Annotated in this window: 16 protein-coding genes and 3 pseudogenes; 10 read left to right on the plus strand and 9 right to left on the minus strand. The window is 58.4% G+C overall.

The features are described 5' to 3' along the window. The first annotated feature begins 17 nt into the window (after positions 1 to 17). Together PRJ_RS15645 and PRJ_RS15650 are read left to right on the plus strand one after the other, a co-directional pair. Positions 18 to 611, plus strand: coding sequence for a TetR/AcrR family transcriptional regulator (locus tag PRJ_RS15645; RefSeq protein WP_104961890.1), 594 nt, complete (start codon positions 18 to 20; stop codon positions 609 to 611). A gap of 194 nt (positions 612 to 805) precedes the next feature. After that, positions 806 to 1,273 (plus strand): annotated as a pseudogene (locus tag PRJ_RS15650) (transposase); the annotation flags it as partial. A gap of 189 nt (positions 1,274 to 1,462) precedes the next feature. Here the strand turns inward: PRJ_RS15650 and PRJ_RS15655 are convergent. Continuing rightward, positions 1,463 to 2,239, minus strand: coding sequence for a TetR/AcrR family transcriptional regulator (locus tag PRJ_RS15655; RefSeq protein ID WP_158682566.1), 777 nt, complete (start codon positions 2,237 to 2,239; stop codon positions 1,463 to 1,465). Here PRJ_RS15655 and PRJ_RS15660 point away from each other — a divergent pair. The 3 genes from PRJ_RS15660 (at position 2,238) to PRJ_RS15670 (ending at position 5,932) form a co-directional block, all read left to right on the plus strand. Further along, positions 2,238 to 3,332: a polyamine ABC transporter substrate-binding protein gene (locus tag PRJ_RS15660; RefSeq protein WP_158682567.1), complete on the plus strand. Its 1,095-nt coding sequence runs from the start codon at positions 2,238 to 2,240 to the stop codon at positions 3,330 to 3,332. The two genes, PRJ_RS15655 and PRJ_RS15660, sit on opposite strands and share 2 nt — an antisense overlap. A gap of 63 nt (positions 3,333 to 3,395) precedes the next feature. Continuing rightward, entirely contained in the window at positions 3,396 to 4,982 is a 1,587-nt protein-coding gene (locus PRJ_RS15665) for a carboxylesterase/lipase family protein (RefSeq protein ID WP_104961892.1), read from the plus strand. Between the two features lie 218 nt (positions 4,983 to 5,200). After that, complete coding sequence (locus PRJ_RS15670) at positions 5,201 to 5,932, plus strand: TorF family putative porin (RefSeq protein WP_104961893.1); 732 nt, start codon at positions 5,201 to 5,203, stop codon at positions 5,930 to 5,932. 386 nt (positions 5,933 to 6,318) lie between these two features. Here the strand turns inward: PRJ_RS15670 and PRJ_RS15675 are convergent, their stop codons facing one another. Beyond that, positions 6,319 to 7,755, minus strand: a complete 1,437-nt coding sequence (locus PRJ_RS15675) for an IS1182 family transposase (RefSeq protein ID WP_104962886.1) — start codon at positions 7,753 to 7,755, stop codon at positions 6,319 to 6,321. Positions 7,756 to 8,217: 462 nt separating this feature from the next. Between PRJ_RS15675 and PRJ_RS15680 the strand changes: the two are divergent. The 3 genes and pseudogenes from PRJ_RS15680 to PRJ_RS15690 form a co-directional block, all read left to right on the plus strand. Beyond that, positions 8,218 to 8,550 (plus strand): annotated as a pseudogene (locus tag PRJ_RS15680) (Arm DNA-binding domain-containing protein); the annotation flags it as partial. A 324-nt stretch (positions 8,551 to 8,874) separates the two neighbouring features. Further along, positions 8,875 to 9,492 (plus strand): annotated as a pseudogene (locus PRJ_RS15685) (NAD(P)H-dependent oxidoreductase); the annotation flags it as partial. A gap of 69 nt (positions 9,493 to 9,561) precedes the next feature. Continuing rightward, the gene (locus PRJ_RS15690; protein WP_256597842.1) at positions 9,562 to 10,242 is read left to right on the plus strand and encodes a hypothetical protein; all 681 of its coding nucleotides are present in this window, start codon (positions 9,562 to 9,564) and stop codon (positions 10,240 to 10,242) included. A gap of 18 nt (positions 10,243 to 10,260) precedes the next feature. Here the strand turns inward: PRJ_RS15690 and dapB are convergent, their stop codons facing one another. Beyond that, on the minus strand, positions 10,261 to 11,079 hold the full coding sequence (gene dapB / locus PRJ_RS15695; protein WP_104961894.1) for a 4-hydroxy-tetrahydrodipicolinate reductase: 819 nt from the start codon (positions 11,077 to 11,079) through the stop codon (positions 10,261 to 10,263). Positions 11,080 to 11,376: 297 nt separating this feature from the next. Between dapB and PRJ_RS15700 the strand changes: the two genes are divergently transcribed. Beyond that, positions 11,377 to 11,955 (plus strand): NAD(P)H-dependent oxidoreductase, encoded by a 579-nt coding sequence (locus PRJ_RS15700; protein WP_003253953.1) that lies wholly within the window; start codon positions 11,377 to 11,379, stop codon positions 11,953 to 11,955. A gap of 164 nt (positions 11,956 to 12,119) precedes the next feature. Next, positions 12,120 to 12,503, plus strand: a complete 384-nt coding sequence (locus tag PRJ_RS15705; RefSeq protein WP_003253954.1) for a MerR family transcriptional regulator — start codon at positions 12,120 to 12,122, stop codon at positions 12,501 to 12,503. A gap of 69 nt (positions 12,504 to 12,572) precedes the next feature. Here PRJ_RS15705 and PRJ_RS15710 read toward each other — a convergent pair whose 3' ends face one another. From PRJ_RS15710 to PRJ_RS15735, 6 genes are read right to left on the minus strand one after another with little or no spacing between them, the layout of a single operon-like run. Then, the gene (locus tag PRJ_RS15710; RefSeq protein WP_104961895.1) at positions 12,573 to 15,182 is read right to left on the minus strand and encodes an RND family transporter; all 2,610 of its coding nucleotides are present in this window, start codon (positions 15,180 to 15,182) and stop codon (positions 12,573 to 12,575) included. Positions 15,183 to 15,215: 33 nt separating this feature from the next. Then, positions 15,216 to 16,052, minus strand: a complete 837-nt coding sequence (locus PRJ_RS15715) for an outer membrane lipoprotein-sorting protein (RefSeq protein ID WP_104961896.1) — start codon at positions 16,050 to 16,052, stop codon at positions 15,216 to 15,218. 50 nt (positions 16,053 to 16,102) lie between these two features. Continuing rightward, a complete protein-coding gene (locus PRJ_RS15720) occupies positions 16,103 to 17,386 on the minus strand; it encodes a DUF1302 family protein (protein ID WP_100773789.1) in 1,284 nt (427 codons plus the stop codon). Between the two features lie 2 nt (positions 17,387 to 17,388). Then, entirely contained in the window at positions 17,389 to 18,153 is a 765-nt protein-coding gene (locus PRJ_RS15725; protein ID WP_104961897.1) for an SDR family NAD(P)-dependent oxidoreductase, read from the minus strand. Continuing rightward, positions 18,150 to 18,887 (minus strand): 3-oxoacyl-ACP reductase family protein, encoded by a 738-nt coding sequence (locus PRJ_RS15730; protein WP_076402972.1) that lies wholly within the window; start codon positions 18,885 to 18,887, stop codon positions 18,150 to 18,152. Before PRJ_RS15730 ends, PRJ_RS15725 begins: the two co-directional genes overlap by 4 nt. Before the next feature lie 9 nt (positions 18,888 to 18,896). After that, positions 18,897 to 21,767 carry an aminotransferase class III-fold pyridoxal phosphate-dependent enzyme gene (locus PRJ_RS15735; RefSeq protein ID WP_104961898.1) on the minus strand — a complete coding sequence of 957 codons (2,871 nt, stop codon included), beginning with the start codon at positions 21,765 to 21,767 and terminating at the stop codon, positions 18,897 to 18,899. Positions 21,768 to 21,769: the final 2 nt, after the last annotated feature.

Here is a 21,769-nt window from a genome sequence, read left to right on the forward strand (position 1 = left end):
CACTGACAGGTCCCATTATGCCCGCCGCCAGCCGCCTGCCTGTTCCCTCCCCCGATGCCCGAGACCGCTTGCTGGAGACCGCCAGCAACCTATTCGCCCGGCGTGGCTACCAAGCCATCGGCCTGCGTGACCTGGCTAGCCATCTGGGCCTGCATCCAGGCTCGCTGTACCACCATATCGAAAGCAAGCAGGGGCTGCTGTTCGAACTAATCGAGTCAAGCCTGACCGACCTGCTGTATGAAACCCGCAAATCGCTCAAGGCTAGCCGCTCCACCGACGAGCGCCTGCGTTGTTTCGTGCAGGCATTTATCGCCTTCAGCCAGGCCCACCCCGACCGCCTGGTACTGCTGACCCGCGAGGCGATGAACCTGACCGACGACCAGGCGCTGCAGGTCGAGCAGCTCAAGGCGGTCTATAGTGCGTTGCTGGCCGAAATCATCATCGCCGACTGCAACTTGTGTGGACCCGCGTCCGGATCACGGGCACACGCCATCGCGCAAGCAGTGCTGAGCCTGCTGTGCGGACGGGCACACTGGGGCAATGTCGAGGTCGCCAACGAACAGATCGTGGCGTATGTGCAAGGTATCGTGCGCACCGGCAAAATGGAATGAAAGCAAAATGCGGGGCATCAGGGCCGGCGACCCTGCCAGGGAGGTTCACTGATGTCCAGCGTGCACCACCTGGCAGCGCTGCGGTGTGCATTTCATGCGCGATGCCATGGCCCACGTCGGCTGTGTGAAAACCTGGCAGTCCAGGGCCGAGCTGAAGACAATGCCCGTATCGATCAATATGGGCATTGTCGTTTATGGGCTACATTCAGGGAGAGGGGCGCCAGCAGAGCAGCCTGTTTCCACCGACGCTGGACGAACTGGTTCCGGAAGACCATCTGGTGCGGGTGATTGAGGCCTACGTGGCCCGACTGGATCCACAGGTCTTGGGCTTCAGCAAAGCCCAGCCGCAGAGGACGGGGCGGCCAGCCTACGATCCGGCGGACCTGCTCAAGCTTTACCTGTATGGCTACTTCCAGCGCATCCGCTCCTCGCGCCGGCTGGAGGCCGAGTGCCAGCGCAATGTCGAGGTGATGTGGCTGCTCGGTCGCCTGGCACCGGACTTCAAGACTATCGCCGACTTCCGCAAGGACAATGGCGCGGCCTTCCAGGCGACCTGCCGGGCCTTCGTGCAGTTCTGCCGCCAGGTGGGGCTGATCAGTGGCCAGTTGGCGGCCATCGATGGCAGCAAGTTCCAGGCGGTGGCCTCGCAGCGCACTTACTTGACCACTTGGTTGCATTCTACTTGACCAAGTATTTGCATCGGATTTGACCAACCACTGCATGGCTATGACCGGTAGAGAACGACCCAAAGCTGCCGGTGGGAACTGGCAGAAACCGGCCAAAAGCTGCCTCTCAGGGATAGCAACTACTCGGCCAGAAGCAGGCCAATATTATGGTGCAGTAAAGCGACGTCATTTCAGCGTATCGACAAACAACAAGCTGATGTCGCGCTGAACGAGCTGTAGTACGCCCGCTGTGAGGGAGCCCTGCGAGCACACCAGGTTGCGAAAGTGGAATGCGTAAATCGCATAGATGATGTCGACTAGGGCATCTGGGTCATGACTACCTTGCAGCGTGCCATTTCCTGCATACACCTCAATGGCCCGCTTCAATGACGTACGGAAACGACGCCGGGCCTGCTCAATGTCAGGCTGCTCATCCACCGCCAGCACCATCACCGCTAAAAGCTCGCGCCAGAAGCGTTTGTCCTCGACGGTATCGATGTCCCCGTAGTCTGCGGCAATCATCGCGAGGATGCCCTGCTGAGGGTCTGTCGGCAGATCTCTGAGCACCTCATGCACCCGTTCCTGCGCCAATAACACTTGGTTCTCAATGATTGCTATCAGCAGCGAATGCTTGTTCGGGAAATAGTTGTAAACCGTCGTCACCGCAGCCTCAGCCTGCGCCGCAATGTCCTCCATGCGCGTACTACTGACCGTGCCTTCGCGGAACAGCTTGGTCGCGGTATTCACGAGGTTCTGGCGAAACTTCTCCTTCTTCCGTTCGCGAAGCGATGGCGTCTGCTGTGGCTGGCTAACGGGCATATTCATTCCATAGGTGGTGGCACAACGAGGCATTCTAGCGGCTGACAGCCATTCTGTGTAGTTGGAAGTTAAAATGTAGTTGGCTACATAAATGACATGGAATAGCTTTTTCCCACAAGAAAAAAACGAGGGCATCAGCGCCATGAGCAGGCTCGGTTTGGTTATTGGCTTCACCGCTTCACTTGCAGCGTCCATCGGCGCGGCAATCGCGGCTCCCCAGCAAGTTCGGGTCTACAACTGGTCGGATCTGATCGGTGAACACACCATCAAAGACTTTCAGGACAGGACCGGCATCCAGGTGCTGTACGACACCTTCGACAGTGAGGCGACGCTTCAAGTGAAGCTGCTCACAGGTAACAGTGGATACGACGTCGCAGCACCCTCGAATACCTCGCTGAGTCAACTGATCAAGGCTGGCGCATTGACTGAGCTGGATCGCAGCAAGATTCCCAACTGGAAGAATCTTGATCCGGAGCTGATGAAGTTCGTAGAGAGCAAAGACCCTGACAATCGCCATGCACTCATCTACGACTGGGGCACCACCGGCATAGGAATGAATCGGAGCCTGCTTGAGGCAAAAATGCCCGATGCGCCATTCGACTCGCTCGATCTGCTGTTCAAGCCGGAGATCGTTAGTCGATTTAAATCTTGCGGTGTCGCAATGCTCGACAGCCCAGAGGACGTGTATCCCATCGTCCTGAACTACCTTGGGCTTGATCCGCAGCAGCCGACACCGCAGAACTTGGAGAAGGCCAACGAGCTTCTAAAAGCAGTCCTTCCCAATCTGCGTTATATCGCATCGGGCACCTACATTAACGACTTAGCCAACGGCAACGTCTGCCTCGTGCTGGGCTGGTCAGGCGATGTGGAGATCGCACGAGCACGGGCTCAAGAAGCAGGCATCACCGACAAGATCCAATACGTTGCACCGCGTGAAGGCGCTCTAGCCTGGTTTGGATTCCTTGTCATCCCCCAAGGCGCTCCTAACTTGGATGCGGCATATCGCTTCCTAAACGAAACCCTGGAGCCAAAGATTAGCGCGGATTTCACGGCAACCGTTGGCTATGCCAATGCTGTGCCAGCCAGCCTTGCCTTGCTTCCTGAAGAGGTCACCAAAAACCCAGCAGTTTTCCCGCCTGAGGATGTCCGCAAGAAGATGTTCTGGCAAACCGATCCAAGCCCCAGGCAGCTACGTGACATGAGCCGAGCGTGGAACCGATTCAAGAACTCCATGTGATCACTAAACCCCTTCTATTTGTTATTGGGGCTGCATCAGGCCCCATCGCTCAAGGATTTCGCAATGTGTTCTAAATCCACTCAATCTGCGGTTGTTCAGACTGAGCAAGGCGCTATCCGCGGTACTTTCGATATCGCCGCTGGCCTGCACACTTTCTTCGGTATTCCCTACGCTAAAGCCCCGGTGGGTGCTCTGCGCTTCCGGCCACCACAGCCGTACGAAGGTTGGAGCGGCGTTCGTGACGCTAGCCGGTTTGGCTCTGCCTCTGCGCAGTTGTTCGACTCTACTGAGGGCGAGTTTTCAGAGCTCACTGATGAGCCTCAGGTTGAAGGACAACCCTGGGTCGGGTCAGAAGACTGCCTGACTCTTAACGTGTGGACTCCAGCTGTTGCGCCACACAAGAAGCCTGTAGTCATCTGGATTCACGGTGGCGCGAACTGGTTGGAGAGCAGTCGGCTGGAGGGTTACCACGGTGATCAGTTGGCAAAGAACGGCGACTTGGTCTTTGTCTCTATCAACTATCGGCTTGGAGTGTTCGGCTTCCTTGATGTCAGCGTTTTGGGGGGCACGGAATACTCTGGCTCGCACTCTCACGGACTGCTTGATCAACTCCAAGCCGTACGTTGGGTGTGCAGTAACATCGCACAGTTCGGTGGTGACCCAGAGAACATCACGCTCATGGGAGAGTCTGCCGGCAGCATCGATATCAGCTGGCATCTGGCAGGCGGGCATCTGAACGGCCTGGTCAGGCGCGTAGTGATGATGAGCGGTTACGCAGGGCTGCCCGGCCTGAGTGGCGATCTAACTTATGGGCTATCCGATGCGTCAGCAGGCGATGTGGCTCGTGAGTTTTTTGCTGACTGCGGTATCGACAGCTTCCAGCAGCTAAATGAGATGACAACCGCCGACCTGATGATGAAGGTTCACCAGCTCAGCGAAAGCAGGGACATGCTTTTCCATATGGATTCGCTGTTCTGGCCAAAATCCCATGCCAAAAGCTCACTCGTCGATCCTATCGCCTTTGCTGCCAAAGGCGAGGCCACAGGAATCGATATCATCATCGGCTTCACCAACTACGAGATGGGGTTGTGGCTGAACTGGGATGAGCAAATTGACCAGTTGGGAATGGACTCCGTCATCGAGAACATTGGCATTCCGGCAAGGTTGGCGGAGTCGGTTAAAAACCTGTACTGCGAGACATTCCCCGATGAAAACGACGGACAGCGGGCAATGCATCTGCTCGGTGACAGCGCTTTTGTAATGCCTTCGCTATGGGCTGCTGAGGGGCTGGCTCGAAACAATCGGGTAAAGGTCTATCGATTTGATCGTGAAACCGACCCGCGTCGCCGCGCTCAGCACGCTGCGGATCAGGTGTACTTCTTCGACAAGCTGGACACCTATGTAGGTAAGCGCCTTGCTGGGTTGCCCGCCAACAGTACCGACAGCAAGGAGCGTGAGTCCCTGGTAAGGCTGATGCAGGGCTTGATCTTCAACTACGCAGAGACCAGTCAACCGGATTATCCCGCCTGGGCTGATTACGACACGGAAAATCGTCCGCTGCTCGCTCTGGATGCCGACCCCAGCATCAAATCAGACCCCTACTGCAAACGCCGAGAATGGTGGTTCCAGAACATCTACCCCAGGCCATGAGCAACAGGATATAGGGCCCACGCGGAACGATGTCGAGCTGAGGCGACACCTGATCCAGCCCCACAGTCATCAAGGAAAAGCCCAACAAGAGCAGGCAGGTACTCATGCCTGCCCTGGTTTCTCTCGCCCTGAATTTCGTCGGAGCTATCAGTTTGCGCTGGCGAGATCAGTTGAGCTTCTACCACTCCAAAACACAAGAAAGAAACGAGGAGTTAATGATGAAACGTGCGCTGCAAATGGCCCTTATGGGTGAGACACTCGCCCCTTGGATGGTGTGCCAGGCCATCACGCTAAACGACGATTTCAGTCTCGATCTAACTGTTGGTGCCTACAGCGACTACCACTCGCGAGGCATGTCTCAAACTCAGGGCGACCCGGCCATCCAGGGCTCCGCCAGGTTGTCCCACTCCAGTGGGCTGTACGCAGGCATCTGGAGTTCAAACGTGGACTACGGCTATGACAGCAAGACCCGACAGGAGATTGATTACTACGTCGGCTACTTCTGGCAGGCCACCGATGACATCAGCCTGGATCTGACGTACTACCAGTACGAGTACCCCAAAGAAGGGGCACTGAACAACAGTGAAACCTACGCCAAGCTGACCGCCTACGGCGCCTATGTCGGCGGCTACTACTCCAACGACCTGTATGGCGATCAGAGCTACTTCTACAGCTTCGTGGGCTATGAGACCACGCTCCCAATGGAGGTGGGCTTGGATCTTCGCTATGGCAAGGTGGACTTCAAGGACGACACCTTCTTCAGCCGCGACGAGAAGGCTCGATCCAGCTACAACGAGTGGCAAGTGACCCTCAGCAAGACCCTGTTCACTGCCGACTGGTCACTGTCGTATGCAGATAGCGATTTGTCTGACTCCGAGTGCTACAGCTACAACGGCTTCGACGATGTCTGCGCACCAACCGTGATTGCAGGGGTCAGCAAGTCGTTTTGAGGCCTGAGCCTATTACAGGCTCTGATATCGACAACAACCCGGCCAACACTCGGCCTTTAGGTCGGCTGAATGCCTGGGCAGGCTGATAGTTGCTCCAGAGGTATTTCATTGGTGTTTGGGCGGGTAACCGCACTTTTTTAAAAGTCACTGACCGAGCGAATGGCCGCTTCTGGCCGGTTTCTGCCGATCCCCAACGGCGGCTTCGGGTCCAGGCTGTGTGAAAACGCAAGTAAGTACCTCGAGTAGCGAAAGAAGCTGGGGCAGCCTGTAAATTCAACAGATGTAAGTGCAGATCTACCTCAGTCGGGCGCCAGGCGCGACATGGGCTATCTGGGCCGCGGCAGCGGCCCAGATAGCCGTATACGGACGCAAAGAAACGGTTGGACTCAAGTCCTGATCGCTTCAATCAGTCCAGCCATGCCAAGGATGCTCATCATTCGTTTGAGATTGTAGGCAAGCACGTGAAAGCTCATCTCGGTGCTTACCCTCGGTAGGGTTTTGGTCAGGAAGTAAGTGCTTCCCATCCAGTATTTGAGCGTTCCGAAGGGATGCTCCACCGTCTGCCGGCGAACCTTCATCTTTCCTGGGTCATGCTCCAATCGGATCTGCACGGCTTCGACTACCGTTTCATGCTCCCAGCGCTTCAACCGGCGTTCCTTACCCGTCGTACACTGCTTCTGCATGGAGCAACTTTGGCAGCCTGAGAACCAGTAGGAGTGCAGCAACATGCCGTCCTCCATCGAAGAGTGCCTGCGGGTCAGTAGCCGACCCGCAGGGCATCGGTATTCATCCGATGCAGCAATGTAGATGAAGTCCTGCTTACCGAATCGGCCTTCCGCTTTGCTGCCTGATGTCAGCGGCTTCGGTACAAAAGTGGTGATCCCGGCCTGCTCGCAAGCAAGGATTTCTGGACCTTTGTAATAGCTTCGGTCGGCAACCACTGTCAGCGACTCAGCGCCGATCTCTTCGCGTGCCAGGTTCGCCATATTGCTTAGCTGCGTTCGGTCATTGCCAACATTGGTGACTTCATGGGCAATGATCAGATGGTGCTTGTCATCGACTGCTGTTTGTACGTTGTAACCAACCGTGCCAGTACCTCGGCCACTCGTGGCCATTGAGCGCGCATCAGGATCGGTAAGAGAGATTTGCTGATCTGGGCTGGCGTGAAGCTGCGCTTCAATCTCCTTGAGCTTCGTCATCTGCTGTTTCAGCTTTTCTATTTTTTCGCTCAGCCGTTCAGCCTTGGCCTCGGCGACCTCGGGCGCTGCCCGATCCGCCGAATCCATCGCCGCAAGATAGCGGTCAATGCTCTGCTCGATCTGCTGCATGCGCGCCTTGATCTTGCCCTGGGTGAAGTTGCGGTCGCGGTTATTCACGGCTTTGAATTTGCTGCCGTCAATGGCGATGATCGACTGGGTGAAGAGATTGAGGTTGCGGCAAAGCACTAGGAATTGCCGGCAGACGCTGCGAATGGCTTTACCGTTGTCTCGGCGAAAGTCGGCAATCGTTTTGAAGTCAGGAGCCAACCGGCCCGTTAACCACATCAGCTCGACATTGCGCTCTGCCTCGCGCTCAAGCCGGCGGCTGGACTGAACCCGGTTGAGATAGCCGTAGATGTAGATTTTCAGCAGCACTGCTGGATGGTACGCCGGACGACCCGTTGCCGCAGGATCGACACCCTCGAAACCGAGTGTTCCAAGGTCAAGTTCATCGACAAAAACATCGACTACCCGAACTGGGTTTTCTTCGGTGATGTAGTCGTCCAGGCACTCCGGCAGCAACGTGACTTGCGTCCGAGACTCACCTTCTATGAATCGCTTCATGATCGTCCCCGCCACGATCTCGACGATCAGAAGGTTAGACAATCGCAGGCGTTTTCACACAGCCTGGGTCGAAAGCTGCCATTCGTGACATACGACCCATGTAGATGCAGCCCCGCCCTGCTTACGTCGATCCGGCCATGGAGATACAGTCCAGAGTGCGCCACCCCGACAGCTATCAGAAATCGCCATTCGCGATCGCGCATCCTGCTGGGGGTATCGAGGGCATTTTGGGGGCATTTCTGCTTTTGCACGCCAGAAATGCCGCGCTAGAGGCCCTTCCAAATGTTCTTCGGCGACCTGACAGTCTTGACTGAGTTCCACTAAGCGCCACAAAACCTTTAAATACATAGCGTTATAAAGACTTTCCGTCCATTGCGTCCGTAGGAATCCACTAAATTCCAGCTTGACTGGGGGTATCTTGGGGGTACATCGAGCCCAGATCAAAAAAGCTACCCCCACACCATGTCCCCCGAAAAACCACCTCCATTCCGCTCAAAGCTCAGCGATGCCTTCATACGTTCGCTGACCCCATCAGGTAAGTACGCCGATGGCGACGTGCCGGGTCTGTATCTACAGGTACGTGCCTCGCTCAAGCCTGGCAAATCACCCTCCCGGCACTGGCGACTGAAGTACCGTCTTCGCGGCAAGGAAAACGTGTTCGTGATTGGCAGGTATCCGGATGTAGGCTTGAAAGAAGCCCGTGAGCTCGCACGGACAGCGCGCAATAGCGTGACCAATCACATCGACCCACTCAAAGCCAAAAAAGCCAAGATCGAGGCTCAATGGCGCAACGAAGCTGGCGAAGTCATCACCCTGCATGGTGTGCACGATCCGGCGCAGAAACCCACTGACGCACCGCTGGGCGCCCCCCTACCTGAGATAGTTCGCAGCTAGCCGAAATGCCCCCGTTTGGCCAGAGTTTGCGGGCGAACGGCGTGAGTCTGCCCTGCATGAGATGGGCTGAGTATGCACCGTTCGTTTACTTCCATCAGCGAACGACTCCCGGGAACACACATGAAAGTACACATCGTCCATGCCCACCCTGAAGCCAAGAGCTTCAACGCTGCACTCACAGCCCAAGCCCGCAGTCACCTCACTCAGTAAGGTCATGAAGTCACGGTTTCAGACCTCTACGCGATGAACTGGCAGGCACTGTCCGGGCGTGGCAACTTCACAACCTGTGCCGACCCTGACTATTTCAAGCAACAGGTCGAGGAGGCGCACGCTACCGAAAACTCAGGCTTTGCCCCGGACATTCAAGCAGAGATCGACAAGCTCTTTGCTTGCGACGCGCTGATTCTGCAGTTCCCACTTTGGTGGTTCTCGATGCCTGCGATTCTGAAGGGCTGGGTAGATCGAGTGCTGGCTTACGGTGCGGTCTATGGCGCCGGGGCCTGGTATGACAACGGCAAGTTCGCCGGCAAGAAAGCCATGGTTTCGCTTACCACCGGGGGTGGCGCCTCGATGTACGGCCATGACGGCATCAACGGCAACATCAATACGCTGCTGTTTCCCATTCAGCACGGTGTACTGCGTCTGACCGGCTTCGATGTGCTCGAACCCTTCATCTGCTGGCAACCAGCAAGTGTCTCCGCCGAGGTTCGTGCGGACTACCTACAAGCCTACCGTGATCGCCTGGACCATTTGTTCACAGCCGAAGCGCTGCCTTTCGCCAGCCTCCACGACTATGACCCCAGCACGTTCCGCCTTCGCCAAGCCGCGACGCAAAACACCTAATCCCCCGCGTTGAGAAGCAGCCCGCGCTGCTTCTCGTCGGCTATGCGCCCATTTGAGATGGAATCCAGAATGAACAAGCTCGAAAAAATTCGCCATTTCGCGATAGACACCAATGGTGTATTGCTGAGCGATGTCTATAGCACTCCAATTCGTACCTTCGTCGAACGCCATGGCGGCCACTACACGGCCGATCTAGAACGCCAGATACTAGGCTCGCCGCATATGGCCGGGGGGCACATCATGGCGCTGGCCTGCAACCTGCCCTGGACAGCCATGGAAACCATAGATGCCTTCCTCGCAGAACAAGCCCAGTACGCCGCACGCCACCCTGTACAGCTGGAACCGGGAGCCGTTGCCTTGCTCGCCCGGCTCAAAGAAACAGGCGCTCGTATCACCGCATATGGGGGAAGCCCCAAGGCAGCGATCTTCGACCGCTACCTGGCGCCGGTAAGTGAGTACTTCGATGCCGACCTGCCTTACATCGACATGGGCCACGCACGCCCGGGCATGGCTGAAATCCACCGTCAAACAGCTACCGGTGCCGGCGAGCTGGTGTTCATCGATGACCTGAACCGGGTCGCCCAAGTGAGCAAAACGCTCGGTTGTGGCTTTATCGGCAAACCCGCAACCCTGTACCAGAAACAGCAGATGCAGGCATCGGGTGTGCGGTTCATCTGCAAGGATCTGGACGAGATCGACCAGACACTCTTGCAAGCGCTGGACCAATCCATGCGACTAGAGCACCACTAGCCCGCATCGCACTCACGCTCAATTCACTGCCAAGCCAAGCACCGCCTGCATGGAATATACCCCGGCAGGCTGATGCCAAGCCCAGCGTGCCGCCCGCAGCGCCCCTCGGGTGAATACCTGCCGATCTAGTGCCTGGTGGCTGAGGGTAAATACTTCTCCTTCGCCCGCAAAGATGAGTGAGTGATCCCCCACCACTGAGCCCCCCCGAAGGGTGGCGAAACCAATGGTGCCCACTTCACGCGGGCCGGTCAGCCCATCTCGCACGCGCACCGCCTGGCTGCCTAGGTCCACCTGCCGGCCCTTGGCGACCGATTCCCCCATCATCAACGCCGTGCCGGACGGTGCATCTACCTTATGACGGTGATGCATTTCCAGCACCTCAGCATCCCAATCCTCCGCAGGTAGCACTCGACCGGCAATTTCAGCGAGGACACTGAGCAACTGCACCCCTACGCTCATGTTGCCAGACTTGACAATGCGCGCCCCTTGGCTGCCAGCAATCGCCGCTTCCTGCTCGGGGTTGAAACCAGTCGTACCAATAATGTGAACCAACCCTCGGGCCGAGGTGTACTCCAAGCATTGCAACGTGACTTCGGGCTGGGTGAAATCAAGCACGCCATCAGCCCCGTCGAGCGATCGCAACATATCGTCAGTGAAATGCACCCCAGTCGGGCCACTCCCCACCACTTCAGCGCAGTCCTTGCCAACCAAGCTGGAACCAGGCCGTACCACCGCAGCATGCAGGCACGCACCCTGGGCATGAAGCAAGCTTCGCACCAGTCTCTGACCCATGCGCCCCGACGCGCCCAATACCACCAGTCTTATTGGTCTATCCATAGGTATCAAAACGTCTCCTTTAAAAAACGGTCTGCACGACCGGTATGAGGTACGAGACCTCTAAAAACACACCCTCAACGAAATTTGTGCGGCCGGCTCATCTCGCGCCGGTAAGGCTTCATAGACGCTTTGAGTACTGGCTCAACGCACATTGCGTTTCTGCACCCGCTCATTCAACGTTTGCCGGGCTACACCCGAGCGCTGCTGGACTGTTTGTCTTTACCGCTAACCGGCAAGGCTTGACTCTACCGTAAGGGGCAGACTTTACCCTTGGCACTTCATTACCTGGAGTTTGTCATGAAGCGCAAACGCATGCTCGTAATCCTCGGCCACCCTTCGAACGACAGCTTTTGCGGCGCTGTGTCCGAACGTTATGTCGAGGCTGCCACGCAAGCAGGCCATGAGGTGCGCCTGCTGCGCCTGGATACCCTGGATTTCGATCCGGTCTTGCACGATGGCTATAACCAGATCCAGTTGCTTGAGCCCGATTTGATCAACGCACAGAACGACATTACCTGGGCCGAACACCTGACATTGGTGTACCCGATCTGGTGGGGCGGCATTCCGGCGTTGCTCAAGGGGTTCTTCGACCGCGTGTTTCTGCCCGGTTTTGCCTTCAAGTACCGCAAGGGCTCGCCCTTCCCGGATAAGCTGCTCAAGGGCCGCACGGCTCACCTTCTGGTGACCATGGACACGCCGCCGTGGTACTACCGGTGGGTATATCGCATGCCGGGCCTGCACCAGATGCGCAAGACCACCCTGGAGTTCTGCGGCATAAAACCTCTGAAAACCCTGACCTTCGGTCCGGTATTGGGCTCCAAGCCGGAACAGCGTGAAGCCTGGCTCAAACAAGTCCAGGCCGTCGCCAGCCGCTGATCAGCCCCGGTCGGGCCGTGCCCCTGCACTGCCCAGCCGAGCCTCCCTGCTGTGACGCCTTGTTCAGCCTGGCTTCCCACCCCCTGACGCTTGTGCAAAAATGTCGCGCGCCTGTACGAGCACGCGACATCTTTTCGCTTCTGATGCGTCAAAAAGGGATTTTCATGTACATCGGCAAAGCCGCCCAGCTGTCGGGCACCACCGTCAAAAGCATCCGCCATTACGAAGAAATCGGCCTGTTGCCCCCACCGCAACGCGAAGGCAAGTACCGCATCTACAGCCAGCAAAGCGTAGAGCTGCTGACCTTCATCAAATGCGCTCAACAACTCGGCTTCAAGCTCAAGGAAATGCAGGCCATTCTGCAGGATCATCGCGGCCAGGAGCTGCCCTGGGACCTGGCCATGCAGGCCATCGATAACAAAAAGCAGGAATTGATGGGGCAGATCCAGGCCTTGCAGCAAGTGCATGACGGCTTGGTTGAGTTTGAGCTGAGCCTCAAAGATGCTCAGATGCAATGCCAGTTCGAACACCTGGAAAAAGCCCGCTGAATCCGCTCCGCCGCCTCTGAACGGCCATGGCGCCCGGTGCCGTTTTCAGCACGCAGGCGCCCCGGCGATTTAGCCTGGCACAGCCCCACCCCCCGGCTGCTCGCCCTCTTGCACTACTGGCTGCGGCACAATCGAGGCAAAGAACCACGGCGAAATCAGCGTGACCAACAAAATGGTCATGAAGCCGCTGGATGACAGCGCCAGTATCACCAATACACCCAGGTCAATGACAGGTTTGTAGGCGGAGAACAGCAGCGCGACAAAGCCCATCGAGAAGATCACGACGTTGACCACCGTCGAGCGCCCGACGCCCTGCATGGCCACCAGGATGGCCTCGTCGATCTCGATGCCCTTCTGCACCAGCATCTTGATCCGTGACAGCAGGTGAACGGCGTAATCCACGACGCCCACCACCAGGAACGTCACCAGTGTGGTACCGATGTTCAACTCGATATCCAACAGGTACATGCTGCCGTACACCGTCACCGACGTGGTCAGCAACGTCAGCATGCCGAGGATGCCCAGGCGTACTGACTTGAGCCAGAACATCATCATCAAGGTCACGGCCAGCAACGCCAGCGAGAAGCTCAGCACCTGACCCTGGGTGATTTCCTGCAACACCCCGGTCCATATGTACGGCGTACCGGCATGGGTGACTTGCAGGTTGGCCGGTTTGTTGATGACCAGCCAGGCGTCCAGTTTATCGAGCATCGCCTGGTAATCGCCCGCCACAGAGGAGGTCATGGTGAACAGCGTCACCGCCTTCGAGTAATCGGCATTGAGCACGTTCTGCAAGTCAGTGCCGCCACCGTTCTCGAACATCATGATGTGTTGTTCGATGAGCGAGTTGCCATCGACATCGAAGGTCTCCGGTTTGCCGTCATCATCGACCACCGTCACCTGCTCCACCGCCTGCGGCACCCGCAGGAAAGCAGGGTTCATGTCGTTGAGCACGAGGTTCATGCGCTTGATGTAGGTCGCCACCGAATAGGTGTAACTCACGTTCGGCTGGGCCTTGATGAACTGGTCCAGACGGTCGAGGAACTGCACGGTTTCAGTGGTCAGCGCGCCACGCGGAGTCTTGGTGTCGAAAGCGATCCAGCCCGGCGATGTACCCGCGACTCCGGCCCGGTTGATGAATTCGTCGGACATCCGCACCGGGCTGTCCTTCTTGAAGTAGGCAATGCCCGAGTCTTCGATATCCACCTTGAACGTGAACACCGTCATCATCGCCAACAACGGCAGGGTCACCAGCAATACCGGCTTGCGCCAGCGAATCAGCCAGGCACAGAACACCACCAGATAGTGGGAGATCAGCGACTCTTTCAGTTGCACTTTGCGCGGGACGGCATCTTTGCCCCAGATCGAAATCCACGCCGGAATCAGTAGCAACGAGATGATCAGCGCCGCCGTCAGGCCGATGGACATGAACATGCCAAAGTTGCGGATGCTGACAATGTTGTTGGTGGTGGAAATCAGGAACGTCGCAATCGTCGTGACCGTTGTCAACACTACCGGCGTGACCATCAGGCGCTGGGTTTCACGGTTGGCTTCGCGGAAAGACTTACCCGAATTGAGCTGTTCGTAATATTCGGCCATGACGTGGATCGCGTCGGCACAACAGATGGTGAACAGGAACACCGGCAAGACACTGGTGAGCAAGTCCATCGGCACACGCAGCAGCGCCATCAGGCCAAGGGTCCAGATGGTGCAGAACAGGATATTGAACAGCGGCAGCACCACGCCAAGTGGTTTGCGAAAGAAGAAAACCAGCAGAGAGGTCACCAACAGGAACACGATCGGGAACAGCATCGCCAGGTCGTGATCGATGATTTCCTGCTGGGCCGCAATGAAGATCGGCATGCCGGCGATGAACACCTCATCGGTGAACTCCGGATGGGCGGCCTGGTACTTCGCGATGATCTCGCGGACCTGGTGATAGGCACGCAACTGGGCCTGAGCGTCGTCCTGTTTGGTGCCCAGTTCGGCGACGACCATGGCGACTTTCTTGTCCGCCGAGACGACGCCACCGACCATCTGCTCGTTGCCCATGATCTGCGCTTCGACCTTGATCGGGTCCATATCCAGGGCGTGCAGGGTCTTGTGGATCCACAACTCGCCATCGGCACTCAAGCTGATGTTTTCCAGGTCAGCCATCGAGGCCATTTCCTGGATCGGGTTGAGCCGCTCGGCAAGAAAGCTCAGGAACTGCAGGTCATGGCTGTCCCAGTGCCGGGCAATCCCATGGTCACGCAGCGCTTTGGCGGCAGCGTAATCGTTCTGCGAAAAACCCTCGGCGAGGATCTGCACCAGCAAACCCTGGGCATCAGGGTCGCCACTGTGGAGGCCGACGATGCGCTGCAGTTCGACACGGTCCTCATCGTTCGCCAGCATCAACCGGCGTATGGCCTGGGACAGCTCGAACTGGGCGTTCAACGACGTGGTGTTGAAGACACTCTCGGGGTTGTTCAGCGCCACCATGACCGAGTCATAGGTGCCGGTGAATTCGCGCTGCAAATCAATGATCGTCTTGCGCGCCGGGTGAGTGTCCTTGAGCAGATACGGATTGGTGTCCGACATCAGCGCGCCGAGGGTGTAGGTGAAGTAGGCGGTGATCGCCACCAGCACGAACACAATTGCCCGCGCATAGCGCTCGACGAAGTTCAGGTATCTTTCCATGAATGAGGGTTCCAGATGAATCGGGAGCGGCGCTTAGCGGGCAGACACGGCGTATTCCGGCAAGTCGCCGGCTTTCAGCCCGCGCTTGATCGCGGTCTGCGTGAACAGGCGGTCGTCCAGCGCGACGTTGTACTGCAACTGGTTGAAGCGCAGCTGAGAGCGCGTACCGGCGATGAAGTCCTCGGTTTCGCTGAGGGTAATGCTGTCGATCTGGTCGATGGTTTCAGTCTTCAGGGTGCGCATCTGCTTGAACATCACACCTTTTACATCGAAGAAGTCCTGGCGCAGCACCAGTGAGTTCTTCTTGTCAACCCAGACCTTGAGCTTGTTGTAGCCGGTCTTGGCCAACACGGCAGGCGTCGCCGGCTCACGCTCGATCACGTAGCAATCGCGACCCTGCAACTGCTCTTCGCCAACCAGCGTTTGGCGATAGTCTTCGGCGCGAATCTTGTCGAGGTCGGCATAGGAGTAGTCGCTCCCCATGAACGCCCCGCGTTTGTCGGTGGTGGAAATCCTTCGGGTCTGTCGGCTGACCGGCAAATACATCCATTGGCTGTCTTCGAGGCCCAGGACCTCACGCGGGTTTTCGATGTGGAAGGCGACGTCACGCACATCACTCGGCGCGGAGAAATACATGGTGAACTTGTCGCTGTCCGGGTAATCCTTTTGCAGGTAGCTGAACTCGCGGATGCGGCTGTTACCTTGCTTGTCGATCAGGATCAGCGACACCTGGGACATGAAGCTCTTGCCGTCATCGCGGTCCCGGGCCTGGCGAATGATGTCGTCGGCCGTGCGTGTTTCAGCTGCCATGGCGGCAGCGGCGCTCAGCAGCAGTGCGCTTACAGTCAGGGTCTTGAAGATGGGCAACATGGCGATTTCCTTTTCATTGTTTGAGTGGTTCGCACACCGCACCGGTGTGGTCAGAACAGATAACCGGCGGACAAGCGCACCTGGTCGCGGTTGTCGTACGCACCGAACTGGCGGTCGGGCTTGCCGAAGAACACATCGACTTCGAGCCCCAACTTGAGCCAGTCCACCGGTTTGTAGGTGAAGATCCCCTGAACGAAACTGTCGTCCTGCGCTGGCGGCGACATGCCGAAAACCAGACGGGTCTTGAGGCGATCCTGGAACTGCGAGCCTTCGGCAGACACGGTGAACAGGTCGTCGCGCTTGTCTTGCACCATGCCGGGCTGCCAGTCGAGCAGCCGCTGATGTTGCCACTGCGTCGAGATCAGCCAGTCCCGCAATAGGTAATCGACGCCCAGCAGCGACTTGGTCATCGCCGTCTGGTCGCTGCCGTAAGCGCGGTAAGGATTGGTGACGCGCCAATTGTCGAAGTAGGCGACTTCACTGCGTACCACGATGCTGTGGCCGGCATCGATGGCCACACCGGCACCGCCCATGGAATAGCGCGGGAATTGCCGCTCGAGGCGAATCAGGCCCTCTTCGGTCTGGCCTTCGACGGCGTAAACCGGGTCCTGTTGGCGGGCGTTGAGGGCAACGAAGCTGACATCCACCGTGCCGATCCGGCCGTTGGCACTGGCGCCGTAACCGAAGCCACTGTGACCGTCATAACCGGGCCGCGAATCGACCACGAACATCTGCGGATCGGGTGTGGCAAAGATCGGTGCATCGAACTCGCTGCCGACGGCCGGCGCCTGGTTTTTCACAAAATCAGTGATCACCAGCGCTTCCAGCTCCCACTCGGCGACCGGCTGCACCAGGCGAATCATCGGCACGGCGATGCGGCTGTCTTCCAACAGACCGATCACACCCTCGCGATAATCCAGCGGGTTGATCTGATCGAGCACCCGTAATTCATCTGCACGCCCCCACACCACCTGCTGCCAGCCCACCGTCAGCTCGCCGTCACCGACGTAGAGCCCCCAGTAAAGGTGCCGCCAATCGGCAGTCGCCCGGTAATCGTCCCGGGCTTGCGCGCTGTATGGGTTGTTGCCGTCATAACGGAAGTCGTAACGGGCTCGGCCCTTGGCCTTGTAGTAGCCGCTGTCCCAGGCATCCTCCAGGCTGAACTTGAGGTACACGGCCTTCTGCGTGACCCGGTCGTCACCGTGCAGACGCACGGCCGTGGCAACGCCGATCTCCGCTTCATGATGCTCCGGCAACCACTCGGCGATCGCCGCTGGCGGGCCGAGGCTGACCAGCGCGGCCAAAAGGCCGCGGTTCAATCCCAGTCGAGCCATGGCTACATTCCCAACCCGGCACCGCCGTCGATCATCAGGCTTTGCGCCGTGACACCACTCGCCTGCGGGCTCGCCAGATAACGAACCATGGCCGCCACTTCGTCGCCCTGAATGAAGCGCCGTAGGGGCAACTTCTTCTTGGCATTGCGCAGGATTTGCTCGTGGGTGATCCCGGCGATGCGCGCTTGAGCCGCCAATTCGCCTTGCAGCATCGGTGTGTCGATCCAGGCGGGCAGGATGGCATTGACGGTGATTCGCCGTGGCGCCAGGTCCAGCGCCAAGGCTTTGGTCATGCCGATGATGCCGTGCTTGGAGGCGCAGTAAGCGGTGTTGCGGACCTTGCCCGCTCGGCCGAGGATCGACGACATGTTGACGATCCGCCCACCATCCGCCATCAGTGGCAGGCACAACGAGGTGACGTAAAAGGTGCCGTTGAGGTTGATCGAAATGACCTTGTGCCAGTTGTCGAGGTCTTCGGGTTCGTTCTCGTCGCAGACCCCGGCGCTGTTGACCAGCACATCAACAAAGCCGACCCGGTTGGCCAGGCCCTTGAACAGAAGTTGCAGGCTGGCGAGATCGGCGATGTCCGCTTGATGGGTTTCGATGCGAGCGGCAAATTCGCCCTCGGTGACCCACCCCTGCAAGGTTGCCAGATCCCGATCAAGCAAGATCAAAAGGTGCTCGGCCTGGGCTGCAAAATTCTCCGCGACGGCGCGGCCAATACCATTGGCCGCGCCGGTAATCACAATCGTGCGTACCTGGCTCATAGCATTTTCAATCCGCCGTTGACGGACAAGACTTCGCCCGTGACGTACAGGCCGCGCTCGGCCAGATACAGCACCGCGTCGGCAATTTCTTCAGGCCGGGCGAACCGTTTGATCAACAGCCGCGACTGGATTTCCTGCTCATGGGCGCCGACCAAGGCTTGGCTCATGTCGGTGCTGACGATGCCGGGGGCCACCGCGTTGACCCGGATGTTGCGGGGCGCCAACTCCACCGCCAGTGCGCGTGTCAATGCTTCTACACCGCCTTTGGCGGCGGCGTAGTTGCTCTGGCCCTTGCCGGGCTTTTGCGCGGCCACCGAACTGAGGTTGACGATGCACCCGCTGCGTTGGCGCATCATGCAGGGCAGCACCTGCTGACAGCACAACAACGTGCCGACCAGGTTGGTCTGGATGACCTCGGTGATGTCGCTCAACGATTGCGTGGCGAGCAAACCGTCACGGGTAATACCGGCGTTGTTGACCAACAAGTCGATACGCTCGAAACGTTGCTCGACCCGTTCAAAAAACGCCTGAATGCACTGCGCATCCTTGACATCACACTGCACGGCCAGGCACTCCCGGCCGAGCCCTTCGACCTGCGCCTGCAAGGCAGCGGCTGACGCCTCGTCACGGACATAACTGAAGGCAACCTGATAACCCGCGCCGGCCAGGGCCAGCACGATGGACTTGCCAATGCCACGGCTGCCGCCGGTCACGACAGCTATTTTCTGAGTCATGACCGCTCCTTAAAGTGAGTTTTGAGTTTTGAATTGCGCGAGGGTGAAACCGTGGGTCGCGGCCAGTGCGCGGACCTGCTGAACTTGCTCACGGCTGATATCGCCGTAGGAGCCGTGCTGGCTCATGCCAGACAAGCCCATCAACACCGACTCGGCCATGCACGCATACAACTGACCTTTTTTCAGATAGGCCCGCACGTTGGGCGCCAGGCCGTCGTCGAACGGCGTCTGGACGATGCCGCCGTGCATGTAGAGCACGTCTTCGCGTTGGCTCGGCAGGTCTTGATGGACGTTCAGCGGCACGGCGATATCGCAAATCACGCTGCGCTCGGCAAAATGTTCGGCACCGAGGAACGGCTGAGGCGCATTGGCAGCGCACAGGACAATCCGTGCGCCCTTGATGGCGTCGAGATCGTTGGTGACCGTGATGAAGGCGTTCGCGCCAAGGCGTTCATCCACCAGACGGGCGATGTGCAAACCGAGGTCGGCTTTTTGGCCATGTGAGTGCAACAAGCCACGAAAACCATCAAGGGTCAGCAGTCGCTGGGCCAAGCGGTCGTGTTCGGCCGTGCCTTTGAGGATCGAGCGGGCCGCGTCGGCGTAGATCTGTTGCGCGGTTTTCTCCAGGCGCCGAACCGAGCCGTCACGACCGCTGCCAATCAGAATCAGGTGATCGACGGTGGCGGACAGCACCGAGGCATAGGTCGACGCAACGTTACCGGCGGCACCGACAACGGCAGCGGTTTGCTCGCAAAGTGCCAAACCTTGCTGTACACAGCCTTGCTCGATGGCTTCGAGCCCCATGCCGATGGTCAGGGCGTTGCCGGACGTCAGCGCCATGTCGGCAATCTTCAGCGCCTGACAATTGTTGGTGACGATCGAGGTGTACATCCCGAGGCCGGCGATGCTGCAGCCATCGGCGCGGGCATCGGTGACACGCCTGCCGACTTCTTCGCGAATGCTGTCCAGGTCACCGCTGCGGATGTACTCGGCCATGGCATCCGAGTCCATGCACAGCGGGTATAACGTGAACTCCACCGCCATGCCGAGGCGCGACCGAATGATCACCGGACCGACTGGCACAGCGCGGCGTTCAGGCTTGGTGCGATTGATGAACGTGCGTTTTTGTTCCGGGCTCAGGGCTGCCAGCGAGGGATCGACGTCACCGAGGATATCGGCATCGATCAGGTGGTTGATGAACGCTACCCGAGCGACGACTTCGACCTTGGCATCCCTGTTTTCAACGGGCTCGGTCACCCGAAAATCGTTCTGACGGGCTGGCACGGCGGGCATCGAGTCCGCGCAGATACCCGCCGCCAACGGCAAGGCATCGCCACGGCGCAGCATGTCGCAGACCCGTTTGAGGGCAGCGATCAGCTTGTCGATTTCGCTCAGGGTGATACAGGCTGGCGGCTCCAGGCGAATCACGTTGGAGTTGCTGCCCGACGGTGCCACCCGCAACGCTTCGAATTGCAACAGGTAACCGGCGATCAAGTAACCCAAGGCATCGTTGTACTGGGCCGACGCCTGTACCAGCGAGCTGCTGACACTCAAGTCGTGCAATTCCAGCCCCACCAGCAAGCCACGCCCGCGCACATCGGCGATCACATCCGGATAGGCCATCTTCAGTTCATTGAGCGAGGCTTTGAGGTAGGCGCCCTTGGTGCGTATGTCTTTGAGCATCGCGTCGTCATTGGCGAACAACCGGCGCAATGCCGACAGCGCGATATGGCAGGACGGGTCGTCCTCGGCGAAGGTCGAGCTGTGGATGTAGCTGAACTCGCCTTCGTAGTGGCTGCTGCGGATCACCGTCGCGGCGATTTTCATCAAGCCGCCGCCGAGGGCCTTGGACAGGCAGTAGTAGTCGCCTTGCAGGTTGAACTGGCTGCTGGCAAGAAACGTCCCGGCGCGACCAAAACCCGACTGCACTTCATCGACCACCAGCGGGCATTGTTGCTCGTTACACAGCTTGCGCAGCCCCAGATAGAACTCGGCCACGAACTCGTTGATACCGCCTTCGCCCTGAATCGGTTCCATCAACACGGCGGTAATCGCACTGAACGGCAGTTGCAGGACGTGCAGGTGTTCGCCGTCCCATTGCAGGCTCAACCAATGGTGCGTGTGCCGGGCCGGCAATTCCTGCAACTGATGGGGCTGCTGTGGGTCGATGAACTCGACGTTCAGCCCAAAACGGGCAAACGGCGCGCGGTACTGACGGCCATAGGTCAGTTGCACGGTATTGACCAATTTGCCGTGGAAGCTGCCGCGCAGGGCGACGAATACCGGTTCGATGTGCAACTGCGCCAGGTTGTGTTGGCGAACGGCTTCAACCACCTGACGCAAGGTCACGCTGTTCAGTGTGGCCGGCAGGACACCTGCAGGCAGGTCGAGGTCGGCCACCTCCAGTTCGCGGTAAGCGTGTTCGCTGGCGGTCAGGCTGGCCAGGGTGAAATCGATGTCGTCGAACTGCTTTTGCAGGCTCTTCTGGCGACGGAACTCCGCGTGCTTGACGGCGATTTCCACCGCCTCCGCGCCGCTGTTGGAGAAAGTCGAAATATAACGTTCGGTGTTCTTCAGTTCGCGATTGAAGGCGTCGCTGAGCGCTCGCCCCAATTGCCCGGCCGCACCGCGGATCGACATTTGTGCGTTGAACGGCACGTCGCTGCGCAGCAGCGCACATAGCTGATCGACAAACTGTGGGTCGTTGTGGCCGAACAGTGCCGCACCGTAACCGCCGAGAAAGTCGGTGACCGTGACCATGTCGCCCTTGGGGTTGCGGTAGAACAACTGGCTACCGAGGGCGCGCTCAAATTCACACTCCAGGCCCAGTGCCTGCAGCAGGCCGACGAATTTGGGCCGAACGAAATCGCGATAATCCATGA

This window comes from Pseudomonas sp. XWY-1, assembly GCF_002953115.1.
GTDB lineage: Bacteria > Pseudomonadota > Gammaproteobacteria > Pseudomonadales > Pseudomonadaceae > Aquipseudomonas > Aquipseudomonas alloputida.

Coding starts and splice junctions, on each gene's coding strand:
- PRJ_RS15645 (WP_104961890.1), top strand. CDS start 18: ATGCCCGCCGCCAGCCGCCTGCCTGTTCCCTCCCCCGATGCCCGAGAC.
- PRJ_RS15660 (WP_158682567.1), top strand. CDS start 2,238: ATGAGCAGGCTCGGTTTGGTTATTGGCTTCACCGCTTCACTTGCAGCG.
- PRJ_RS15655 (WP_158682566.1), bottom strand. CDS start 2,239: ATGGCGCTGATGCCCTCGTTTTTTTCTTGTGGGAAAAAGCTATTCCAT.
- PRJ_RS15665 (WP_104961892.1), top strand. CDS start 3,396: ATGTGTTCTAAATCCACTCAATCTGCGGTTGTTCAGACTGAGCAAGGC.
- PRJ_RS15670 (WP_104961893.1), top strand. CDS start 5,201: ATGAAACGTGCGCTGCAAATGGCCCTTATGGGTGAGACACTCGCCCCT.
- PRJ_RS15675 (WP_104962886.1), bottom strand. CDS start 7,755: ATGAAGCGATTCATAGAAGGTGAGTCTCGGACGCAAGTCACGTTGCTG.
- PRJ_RS15690 (WP_256597842.1), top strand. CDS start 9,562: ATGAACAAGCTCGAAAAAATTCGCCATTTCGCGATAGACACCAATGGT.
- dapB (WP_104961894.1), bottom strand. CDS start 11,079: ATGGATAGACCAATAAGACTGGTGGTATTGGGCGCGTCGGGGCGCATG.
- PRJ_RS15700 (WP_003253953.1), top strand. CDS start 11,377: ATGAAGCGCAAACGCATGCTCGTAATCCTCGGCCACCCTTCGAACGAC.
- PRJ_RS15705 (WP_003253954.1), top strand. CDS start 12,120: ATGTACATCGGCAAAGCCGCCCAGCTGTCGGGCACCACCGTCAAAAGC.
- PRJ_RS15710 (WP_104961895.1), bottom strand. CDS start 15,182: ATGGAAAGATACCTGAACTTCGTCGAGCGCTATGCGCGGGCAATTGTG.
- PRJ_RS15715 (WP_104961896.1), bottom strand. CDS start 16,052: ATGTTGCCCATCTTCAAGACCCTGACTGTAAGCGCACTGCTGCTGAGC.
- PRJ_RS15720 (WP_100773789.1), bottom strand. CDS start 17,386: ATGGCTCGACTGGGATTGAACCGCGGCCTTTTGGCCGCGCTGGTCAGC.
- PRJ_RS15725 (WP_104961897.1), bottom strand. CDS start 18,153: ATGAGCCAGGTACGCACGATTGTGATTACCGGCGCGGCCAATGGTATT.
- PRJ_RS15730 (WP_076402972.1), bottom strand. CDS start 18,887: ATGACTCAGAAAATAGCTGTCGTGACCGGCGGCAGCCGTGGCATTGGC.
- PRJ_RS15735 (WP_104961898.1), bottom strand. CDS start 21,767: ATGGATTATCGCGATTTCGTTCGGCCCAAATTCGTCGGCCTGCTGCAG.